General features: G+C 72.3%; 7 protein-coding genes and 1 pseudogene. 7 read left to right on the top strand and 1 reads right to left on the bottom strand.

All coding sequences use genetic code 11. From position 1 onward, the window contains the following. From JF597_RS47935 to JF597_RS47905, 7 genes and pseudogenes are all read left to right on the top strand, one after another. Positions 1–731: alpha-isopropylmalate synthase regulatory domain-containing protein (locus JF597_RS47935; RefSeq protein WP_294011837.1), on the top strand; the 731-nt coding region annotated here is incomplete at its 5' end. 185 nt (positions 732–916) lie between these two features. Beyond that, a complete protein-coding gene (locus JF597_RS47930; RefSeq protein ID WP_294011835.1) occupies positions 917–1,612 on the top strand; it encodes a TerB family tellurite resistance protein in 696 nt (231 codons plus the stop codon). Positions 1,613–2,044: 432 nt separating this feature from the next. Further along, positions 2,045–2,440 (top strand): annotated as a pseudogene (locus JF597_RS47925) (IS200/IS605 family accessory protein TnpB-related protein); the annotation flags it as partial. Positions 2,441–2,637: 197 nt separating this feature from the next. Further along, the gene (locus JF597_RS47920) at positions 2,638–6,597 is read left to right on the top strand and encodes a tetratricopeptide repeat protein (RefSeq protein ID WP_294011833.1); all 3,960 of its coding nucleotides are present in this window, start codon (positions 2,638–2,640) and stop codon (positions 6,595–6,597) included. A gap of 92 nt (positions 6,598–6,689) precedes the next feature. Further along, positions 6,690–7,868 (top strand): sialidase family protein, encoded by a 1,179-nt coding sequence (locus tag JF597_RS47915; RefSeq protein WP_294011831.1) that lies wholly within the window; start codon positions 6,690–6,692, stop codon positions 7,866–7,868. A 71-nt stretch (positions 7,869–7,939) separates the two neighbouring features. Further along, positions 7,940–8,473: a SigE family RNA polymerase sigma factor gene (locus JF597_RS47910; protein WP_294011829.1), complete on the top strand. Its 534-nt coding sequence runs from the start codon at positions 7,940–7,942 to the stop codon at positions 8,471–8,473. Further along, entirely contained in the window at positions 8,470–9,492 is a 1,023-nt protein-coding gene (locus JF597_RS47905) for a hypothetical protein (protein WP_294011827.1), read from the top strand. The genes JF597_RS47910 and JF597_RS47905 overlap by 4 nt, the downstream gene beginning before the upstream one ends. 57 nt (positions 9,493–9,549) lie before the next feature. On the opposite strand, the gene JF597_RS47900 is transcribed toward JF597_RS47905, so the two are convergent. Next, positions 9,550–10,749, bottom strand: a complete 1,200-nt coding sequence (locus tag JF597_RS47900) for an RNA-guided endonuclease TnpB family protein (protein ID WP_294011825.1) — start codon at positions 10,747–10,749, stop codon at positions 9,550–9,552. Between the last annotated feature and the right edge of the window lie 131 nt (positions 10,750–10,880).

Raw genomic sequence — 10,880 nt, 5'->3', positions numbered from 1 at the left:
GCCACCCGTACGTGGGCGACCTGGTCTACACGTCCTTCTCCGGCTCCCACCAGGACGCCATCAAGAAGGGCTTCGACGCCATGGAGGCCGACGCGGCCGCCAAGGGCGTCACCGTCGACGACATCGAGTGGGCGGTGCCCTACCTGCCGATCGACCCGAAGGACGTCGGCCGCTCCTACGAGGCGGTCATCCGGGTCAACTCGCAGTCCGGCAAGGGCGGTATCGCCTACGTCCTGAAGAACGACCACAAGCTGGACCTGCCGCGCCGGATGCAGATCGAGTTCTCGAGGATCATCCAGGCCAAGACGGACGCCGAGGGCGGCGAGGTCACCGGCGCCGACATCTGGGCGGTCTTCCAGGACGAGTACCTGCCGAACCCCTCGAACCCCTGGGGCCGCATCCAGGTGCGCACGGGCCAGTCGACGACGGACACGGACGGCGTGGACACCCTCACCGTCGAGGCCACCGTCGACGGCGAGGACACCGTGCTGACCGGCTCCGGCAACGGCCCGATCTCCGCGTTCTTCGACGCGCTGCAGGGCCTGGGCGTCGACGTACGGCTGCTGGACTACCAGGAGCACACGATGAGCGAGGGTGCCTCCGCGCAGGCCGCCTCCTACATCGAATGCGCGATCGACGGCAAGATCCTGTGGGGTATCGGCATCGACGCGAACACGACGCGTGCGTCGCTGAAGGCGGTCGTCTCGGCCGTCAACCGCGCCACGCGATAACCGCTCTGACCGGCGGTTTCGGGGCCCTGATCAGCTCTCGTGGCGATCAGGGCCCCGTCGTTTCCCGGCCATCCCGGCGTGCAGGTCACGGACTGGTCTCGTACGGGGTACTGACTCAGGCTCCTCCATGTGGCTAACATCACGCCAGCGGTGGCGATGTTGCCACGGCGTTACGGAGGTGCGACGTGCTGCCAGTACGGGGACGAGACTGCCGAACCGCCAGGCCTGCCCGGATTCTGGGCACCCGCACCGCCTGGACACCCGTCGGCGACGGGGAGTTCTTCTGCCCCGGCTGCGGCGGTGACCGCAACTACCAGCGGCTCACCGGCCGTCGCCGCTTCACCCTGCTCGGTGTTCCCGTGCTGCCGCGCGGCACCACCGGGCCGGTCGTGGAGTGCGCCGCCTGCCGCCACCACTACGGCACCGACGTCCTCGACCACCCCACCACCTCCCGCTTCTCGGCGATGCTCCGCGACGCCGTGCACACCGTCGCCCTGGCCGTGCTGGCCGCCGGCGGCACCTGTGCCCGTACGGCCCTGGAGGCGGCGGCGGGCGCGGTCCGCGCGGCCGGTTTCGAGGAGGCGACGGAGGACCAGCTGAGCGCGCTGGTGGAGGCCCTCGCCGCCGACACCGGGCGGGTCTTCGAGCAGCCGTACCGCGCCAGCCTGGCGATAGAGCTGCACGAGGCCCTCGACCCGCTGGCCCCGCACCTCGCCCCCGCCGGACGCGAGGCGGTGCTCTTGCAGGGCGCCCGGATCGCCCTCGCCGACGGCCCCTACACCAACGCCGAACGCGAGGTCCTCGGCACGGTCGGCGCGGCCCTGACCATCTGCGCCGACGACGTGAGCCGGCTGCTGGCGGCCGCACGCACACCGTCCTGAGCCCGGGGGGTCCGGCGCGCGTGCCGTCCCGGGCCGCGGACCCTCGGCGCCGGTCCTTCCCCGGTGACACCCGGCCGTAAGACCCTGCCCGCGCCCAGCGGGCGGGGGTTGTGAGCAGTTGGCTGTCGAGGGCATGTGAGTGTGTTCTGGTGTGAATGAGTGAGCGTCGGGGGTGGCGGGGGCACTCTTGCTGTCCTGTGGGGAACGAGGGTTCTGGGGTCGAATGTGTGACCTTTGCCGGTGGTGGTCGTTGGGTGGGGTGAGGGTTTTCTGCGGCACGGGACCGGGGGTGAGGGGTGGGTGGGCTGCGGGAGGTGGCGGCGCCCTTCGTGGCATCCGGTCCCTCGGGGGTTGCGATACGTACGCGGCTCAAGGGCCTGACCGGTCAGGACGAGGAGGTGCTGGGCCTGGTCGGCGACCATCTCGGCGCTGGCCGAACTCGGCATCCCCGTCATCGCCGTCGACCCCGCCTACACCAGCCGCTGGGGCGCCCAGCACTGGCAGAAACCCCTCACCACCAGCAGGAAGACCACCCGCCACGACGCAGCCGCCGTGGCGATCGGACGACGCGCCCTGGGACACCCGATCCGGCGACGGACGGCACCGCCCCCACACGACCAGAGCGATCGTGCGGGGCATCGGACCGTCCAGGCCCGACCAGGCAACCCGGGACGTGAGGGACACCGCCCCCGCATCCCCGGACCACGGACACGATCCGCCGGCACCGGACGCGGAGCGAACGCGGTCGACCAGAACACCCAACACCGTCCGGGGCGTTCGGCTGAGCACGAGACCTGGCAACAGGACTCACTCCCACTCAGTCTCTAGGAACGGTATTTCCGGTACGCACGGGGTGTCTGCGGCGCGCGGTCGGGGAATTCGGGTGCATGACGGGGGAGTTCGACATCCGTCGGAGAGACCCGGGGTTCGGCCGGGAGGAGTCCCACCCGAACCGGTGTGCGCCGGTGAGGCGGTGACACGGCCGCGGGGAGCTTCGGTTCCCGGCGGTGAGTAAGGGGGAGCGCATGAGACCGGGCATGCGCTGGATGCTGGTCGTCGTGCTGAACGTGCTGGCGTTCGCGACGGTGTTCCTGCTGTGCTACGCGGTACGCGTCCCGCTGATGCCGGTCTCCGACGACAACCGGGTCGCGGTGGGGGTGGCCGCGGCGACCGTCGCCGCCACCGTGGGCGGCACCTGGGGCGCCTGGTGGGCGCCCCGCGCCGTCGTCGCCCCGGAGCCCGGCGCGGTGCGCCTGGAGCTGCCGCACGCCTCCGTCACCGTCACGGCCCCCGCCCCGGCCGCCGAACCCTCCCACGTCCGGGTCCGGATGGGCGACCTGCCGCGTGAACCGGTCGGCTTCCAGCCACGCCGCGAACTGCTCGCCGAACTCACCGGCGTCGCCGAACAGCACGAACTCACCGTGGTCCACGCGGTCACCGGCGCCCGGGGCGTCGGCAAGACCCAGCTGGCCGCCGCCTACGCACGGCGCCGCATCGAGGACGGATGGCCCGTCGTCGCATGGATCACCGCGGAGAACAGCGGACAGCTGGCCTCGGGCCTGGCGGACCTCGCCGACCAGCTGGGTGTGCGCCAGTCCGGCGACGACACGGTGCGCGCCGCGCAGGCGGCCCTCGCCTGGATCCGCCGCAACCCGGAACACCGCTGTCTGCTGGTACTGGACAACGCCACCGACCCCGACGAGGTGAGCCGCTGGCTGCCCACCGCCGGGCACGCCCAGGTGGTGGTGACGGCCACCTCCCGGGCCTTCGAGTACCTGGCGGCCGCCCGGGTGGATGTCACGGTCTTCACCGAGGAGGAGGCGCTCGCCTTCCTCCGGGAGCGGGTCGGACCCGCCGACGACGGCGCGGCCGAACTCGCCGGCGAACTGGGGCGGCTGCCGCTGGCCCTGGCCCAGGCCGCCCACGTCATCCGGTCCCGCGGCACCGGGTACCGGCCCTATCTGGCGCGGCTGCGGGGCTATCCGCTGGACTCGGTGCTGGAGAGGGTGCCCGGGGAGCGCTATCCGCACCGACTGGCCGAGGCCGTCCTGATCGCGCTGGAACAGGCCCAGCAGACGGGCCCGCCCGCCGCGGTACGGACCGTGCTGCAGATCCTGTCGGTGCTGTCACCCGCCGGCGTCCCCCGTGAACTGCTGGAAGGGGCGGCCCGGGAGGCGGGCGTCGACGATCCCACCGCGGTGGCGGACGCCCTCGGCACCCTGTTCCAGGCCTCCCTCGCCACGGACACCGGCACGGACGCCCCCAGCCTGCACCGGCTGGTGCAGCGGGTGGTGCGCGAACGCGCGGGCGCGGGCCTCGAACCCCTCGTCGCCGCGGTCGCCCGGTACCTGAAGGACGTCCTCGTACCTGTCGACGAGGCCTGGGAACGCAGGGAGTTCGCGAGCCAGCTCGTCGACCAGATCGACGCCCTCTGGTCCGTGCTGCGAGGCGTGCCCGTCGCGTGGCACCCGGACCTGTGGACCGACCTGGTGCTGCTGCGGCGCTGGGCGGCCGCCGGCCATCTCCGCCACGTCGGCGGCACCACGCGGGCGCTGGGGCTGGCCGTCCGGACGCGCGCCGACTGCGAGGCGGTCCTGGGCGAGGAGGCGCCCGCGCTGCGGCACGCCCTGGAGCTGGAGGGCGACCTGTACTCGACCGCCCGCCGCAGCGAACAGGCGTCCGTGGCCTACCTCCGCCGGCTGGAACTCGCCGAGCGCCTGCTCGCCCCGGACGACCCCGACCTGGTCCAGGCCCGACAGGACCTCGCCGGTGCCTATCTGGACAGCGGGCGTTACGAACTCGCCGTACCGATGTTCGAGGAGCTGGAGCGGGAGGCGCGGCGCCGCCACGGCCCCGATCACGAGGAGACCCGCGAGGCGCTGGACGGCCTGGCGAACGCCTACACGACGGCGGGACGGCGCCGCGAGGCGGTGGGGGTCGTCGAACGGCTGCGTGCCGACGTGCTCGGCAGTACCCGCCCGTCGGCGGCCGGCCGGGACTCGCTGCCGGGTCTCGCGGACGCCTATCAGGCGGTCGACGAGGCGGAAGAGGGGGTGGCGGTACAACGGCGCTACGTCGAGGAGTGCCGGCTGGCGTACGGGGCGGCCGCCCGGGAGACACTGCTGGCCCGCAATCGCCTGGCCCGGCACTGCTCGGACGCGGAGCTCCACACCGAGGCCGTCGCCGTCGCCCAGGAGGCGGTGGCCGACGCCGAGGCCGGGTTCGGACCGCTTGCGGTCGAGACGTTCCTGGTCCGCGACACGCTGGCCTACTGTCTCCAGACGGCCGAACGCGACCAGGAGGCCAACGACATCTTCCGGCGCCTGGTCGAGGACGAGACCACGATGCACGGCGCCGAACACACCCGCGTCCTGCGCGCCCGGCGCCAACTCGTCTGGTCCTTCGACATGTCGGTCCGACACCGTGAGGCCTACGACGAGAACCGCACCCTGGTCGAGGACCACGAACGGATCCTCGGCCCCGAGGATCCGGCGACGCTGGACGTCCGCCACAGCCACATCGCCCTGTGCATCCGCCACGGGCGCGGTGAGGAGGCCGTGGAGCGCGCCCGTGAACTCTGCCGGGACAACGAACGGCTGTGCGGTCCACGGGATCCGCAGACCTTCCAGGTGCGACTGGCCCTCGCCGACGCCCTTGTCGCGGCGGCACGCCACTCGGAGGCGGAGGAACTGCTGCGCGACACGGTGCGGGAGTCGGAACAGGCGTTGAGCCCGGACCATCCCAAGGTGTTCTACGCCCGGGCGCAGCTGGCCGATCTGCTGCTCACCACGGGCAGCCTCCGGGAGGCGACGGAACTGTGGGAGCGGACCGTGGCCGAGTACGTCCGGCTGTACGGGGAGGACCACCCCCACGTCGTCTGGGCCCGGGTACGGCTGGCCGGTGCGCTGCAGCAAGGCGAGGAGTACGAGGCGATGCTGGCCCTGCACCGCCGGATCGTGGTGGACGTGGACCGGCGCTGGGGCGAGGACCACCCGAGCGCCCTGCTGGCCCGCCGCCGGTTGGCCTGGGCCTGCGGCAGGGCAGGCCGCTACCACGAGCAACTCGCCCTGGCCGAAAGGAGCGTCGCCGACCACGACCGGCACTACGGAGCCGACTCGCTGCTCGCCGTGATCGTCCGTCGGGAGCTGGCCCGGGCGCTGCTGTGGGCCGGGCACCGGCGGGCGTCCCGGCGGCTCGCCCGGCAGCTGCACACCCGGCTGCGCGCGGAAATGGGCGACGAGCATCCGCTGACCATCGCCGCGCTGGAGGACGTGGCCGGCCACCTGCGCGCGGTGCAGCGGCGGCTGAAGGCCCTGCGGCTGCGCAGGCGGGCGCTGAGTGCGTGGGAGGCCCGGTCCGGGCCCTGGAGCTGGGACACCGTCCACGCTCGGTGCATGTACGGCTTCGCCTACGCGTCGGCAGGCCTGGTGTGGCGCAACGCCGCCGTGCAGAAGCGGCTTTTCGACGACCTGACGGCGCACTTCGGCCCGGAGCACGAGACGACCCTGACGTACGGGGACTGGTGGATCCACGCCCTGCGCACCACGGGCCGCTGGCGCCGGGCCCGGGAGACCGCACGGCGCCGCCTCGCCATCTACGAGGGGCGGTACGGTCCCGACCATCCCTGGACGCTGGAGGCCCGCCGTGTCGTCGCCTTCAACGACCGGCGGACCCTGCGGGTGCGCACCTCGCTGGCCGGGTACGCGGCCCTCGCCGAGGCCCGCGCACGGGTCCAGGGCGCGGACCACCCGATGGCGGTGCAGGCCCGCTCCAACGTCGCCCGTGCCACCCTGTGGACCCTGCGCCCGCGCCGCGCGCTGGAGCTCTTCGGGTCCGTACTGACCGACCTCGTCGGCCGGTACGGGCCCGACAGCCGCCAGGTCGGGACGTACCTGCGTTACTACATCCCGTTGTGCCTGTTCACCGGCGACCTGCGGCGGCTGCGCGCCGCCCTCCGCGTCCGGCGTCGCGCCCGTCGCAGCTGACGGCATGCCAAACCTTGTGACCCGTTCGGGTGTTATGGACGTGCGGGGAAGTCGAGTGTGAGGACCATGGAAGCGTGAGTCATGTGTCTCCTGTGACCCGTGCGAGCCGGTTCTCGCTCGCCGTCGCTCTGGTGCTCGGGGCGTTCACGGCCGGGCCGAGGGCCTGGGCTGCGGCGGGCTGCGAGTCCTCCGTGCCGTACGTCTCCGGCGAGGGCGGCTACGCCCAGTTCCGCATCCCGGCCGTCGTCCGCTCCACGCACGGCACCCTGCTCGCGTTCGCCGAGGGCCGGCACACCACCACCGGGGACAGCGGTGACATCGACGTCGTCCTGAGACGTTCCGGCGACGGCGGCTGCACCTGGGGCCCGCTCCGGGTGGTCGCCCACGGCGACGGGAACACCCGCGGCAACCCGGCGCCGGTGGTGGACCCGAAGAGCGGCGAAATCGTCCTGGTGACCTCGTACAACGACGGTTCGGTGAGCGAGGACCAGATCATGCGCGGCCAGGTCACCGAGGCGCAGAGCCGCCGGGTGTACGTGCAGCGCAGCGGCGACGACGGGCGCCGCTTCACCCGCCCGCACGAGATCACCGCCCAGGTGAAGACCTCCGGCTGGCGCTGGTACGCCACCGGCCCCGGGCACGCCGTCGCGCTCACCCGGGGACCGCACCGCGGGCGCCTGATCGTCGCCGCGGACCACTCCGCCGCCCCGCGCGCCGGCTCCGCCGACACCGGCCGGGAGGCCAGGTACTACGGCGGCCACGCGATCTACAGCGACGACGGCGGCCACAGCTGGCACCTCGGCTTCGTCGACGACTCCTACACCGGCCACGACAACGCCAACGAGACCACGGCCGCGCAACTCCCCGACGGCCGCGTTTACTTCAGCGCCCGTGACCAGAACGGCTCCAGCCCCGGCAACCGTCTGGAGGCCTGGTCGAGCGACGGCGGCGAGACCCTGGACGCCCCCTACACCGTCCAGCCGACCCTGTCCCGGGTCCCGGTGGTCGAGGGCTCCGTCCTCCAGCTCCCGGGCCGCGACGGGCCGTTGCTCTTCTCCGCGCCCTCGGTCCCGACGGCCCGCAGGTCCATGGCCCTGTGGACCAGCACGGACCAGGGCGTCACCTTCGCCAGGTTCCGCACCCTGTCCGATCTGAAGGCCGCCTACTCCGACCTGGTGGAGGTGGACAAGAACACGGTGGGGGTGCTGTACGAGACGGGCGCGAGGACGGCGTACGACACGATCGAGTTCCGCCGCCTCGCGGCCCCCTGAGCGGGACCGCTTCCCCCGGCCGGGCAACCGAATCCACGGCTCCGGTGGTCTGGAGGGCGAGGGGGTGGCTGATGCAAGCCGAACTAGAGGCCCAGTTCCAGGAGTTCGTCAGAGCACGGTGGTCGCATCTGGTGCGGACCGCCTATCTGCTCACCGGTGACCCGCACCACGCGGAGGACCTGACGCAGACCGCACTGGCGAAGGCCTACCGGTCCTGGCGGCGCGTCTCCCGGACCGACCATCCGGAGGCGTACGTCCGCCGCATGCTGGTCAGCTGCAACAGCGACCGGTTCCGCAAGCGCCGGGTCGCCGAGTCGCTGACCGACGCACCGCCGGAGCGCGCGGGGTACGACGACGCCGTGTCCCGGGCCGACGAGCGCGGCACGCTGCTCGCGGCCCTGGCCGGGCTGCCGCCGAGGCAGCGCGCGGTGGTGGTGCTGCGGTACTGGGAGGACCTGTCCGAGGGCGAGGTCGCCGAGGTGCTCGGCTGCTCCCCGGGCACGGTCAAGAGCCAGGCGTCCAAGGGCCTGGCGAAGTTGCGTACGGTTCCGGGACTCGCGCAGGCCATGAGCCACGCGGCGCCCGTGCAGGGAGGCAGCAGGTGAGCGGTCACAAGCAGGGCGGAGCGGCCGAGCCGGAGTTCGAGGACCGGGTGCGGGTGCTGCTGGCGGGGGACGCGTCCCTGGTCCGGCCGTCGCCGGTGCCGTACCCGGAGATCCGCCGCCGGGGCGTGCTGGAGCGGCGGCGGCGCCTGGTCGTGGGCGGGGCGGCGCTGGCGGCCCTTGCGGCGGTGCCGGTCGGCGCCTACGCGCTGGGCGGCGGGACCACGACGAGCCCGGCCGGGCCCAGCCCCACGGTGCTGGCCAGCGAGAGCCCGGCCCCGGCCCTGTCGCCCACCGCGACGGCCCCGGCGCCGTCCGGGACCGCGACGGGCCCCGCGGCTCCCACGGCCCCTTCGGCCTCTTCGGCCTCGGCGACGTCGGCCACCGCCACGGCCCCGGCGCCCCCGGCGTCCGCGGCGCACCAGCTGCTGGACGGGATCACCTTCGGCCAGGCCGCCGCCGGACTCGGCAAGTGCCTGGACTACAACAAGGCGCACCGCCTCCCCAAGGACCCGTCCTACACCGACCTCGGCAAGCCGGCCGACTACCGGATCATCCTGGCGATGCGGAGCACCGGGGACTCCAACGCCCCCGGCGACGGCTACTTCGTGGTCGCGGTACGGGAGAAGCCGGTGCCGGCCCGGCTCATCTGCACCGTCAAGGACGGTGCGGCAGAGGGCCTGAACACCAGCAGCGGGGACCCCTTCGGCGACGCGAAGACACCCGTCGTCCCGGACATCAACAGCGGCAAGCTCTACCAGCAGTCGGTCATCGACAAGGGCAACTGGAAGCTTCCGTTCCGCTGGGGGATCATCGGCGGCTACCGTGCCTCGGTAGCCACGATGACGGTCTCCTACGGCAACGGCGCGGGCGAGGTGGTCCTCGACCACGGCTGGTTCGTCGCCACCGGCACCCTGCACAAGCAGGTCACCGCGGCCCCGCACCTGAAGGGGTACGACGCGGCGGGCAAGCTCGTCTACGACTCCGACCAGGACGCGTCGTACGAGAAGACGCTGCCTTGACATGCTCCTCGCCCTGAAGGGCGAGGATTCTGGCCCTCCCGACTTGTTGCTGTGCCGCTACGCGGCACGGTTTCCGGTCGGGAATCCGTGGCTTCCTGTTTCTTCGCGCTGTGCCGGGATTGCTTCTGGTCTTACCGGCGCTCCGCAGGCCGACACCGCCAGTCCGGCGGCCTGTTTGACGTTGATCGCGGCGTTGTGGTCCCGGTCATGGACGGTGCCGCAGGCGCTACAGGTCCATTCCCGCACGTTCAGGGGCTTGGGGCCGTCCACGGCGCCGCAGGTGGAGCAGGTCTGGGAGGTCGGTTCGAACCGGTCGATCCTGACCAGGGTCCGCCCGTACCGTTCAGCCTTGTACTGGAGCATGTTGAGGAACGATGCCCAGCCGGCGTCGTGCACCGACTTGGCCAGTCTCGTGCGGGCTAGCGCCTTCACCGACAGGTCCTCGACGGCGATCCCTTGGTTCTCGGAGATCAGCTTCGTGGAGAGCTGGTGGTGGAACTCACGGCGCGCGTCAGCAACTCTGGCGTGGGCGCGGGCGACCCTCAGGCGGGCCTTGACCCGGTTCTTCGATCCCTTCTGCTTGCGGGACAGCTCCTTGTGGGCCTTCTTCAGTTTCTTCTCCGCGCGCCGCAGGAAACGCGGGGAGTCGATCTTCGTGCCGTCGGAGAGGACGGCGAAGTGGGTCAGGCCGAGGTCGATGCCGATGGTGCGGTCGGTCGCGGCCATCCGCGCCGCGTCGGCGGCGGGATCGGTGTCGAGGACGAAGGACGCGAAGTACCTGCCGGCCGCGTCCTTGACGACGGTGACGGAGGAGGGGGTGGCGGGCAGGGTGCGGGACCATTTCACCTTCACCGCGCCGATCTTCGGCAGGTTCAGACGGCCGCTGCCGGTGATGTTCCAGCGAGCGTTCGCGGTGAACCGGACCGACTGCAGGTTGTCCTTGCGGGACTTGAAGCGAGGCGCTCCCAGCTTCGGCCCCTTGCGCTCGCCCTTGAGGGAGGCGAAGAAGTTGCGGTAGGCGGCTTCGGCGTCCCGCAGGGACTGCTGCAGGACAACCGCCGACACCTCGCCCAGCCAGGACCTGGCCTTGGTCTGCTTCGCCTGGGTGATCAGCTGTTTCGACAGCTCGGCGGCCTTCGGGAACGGCTTGCCCTCGGCGCGGGCGTCCTCACGGGCACGCACGGCGTCGTTGAACACGACGCGTGCGCACCCGAACGCCCTGGCCAGCCCGGCCTGTTGAGCGGCGTCGGGGTACAAGTCGGGTAGCCGGGATGCATTACTGCACCCCGGCCCCCTCAGAACCGTGCGTGCACCTTTCAATGCACACGGCTCAAGCTCGCCCCATGGGCCAGCGCAGTTTCACTTGGCCTGTGCGCCATCTTGAGCGT

This window comes from Streptomyces sp. (assembly GCF_019510245.1).
Lineage (GTDB): Bacteria > Actinomycetota > Actinomycetes > Streptomycetales > Streptomycetaceae > Streptomyces.
This window is presented reverse-complemented; position numbering and strand designations above follow the sequence as displayed.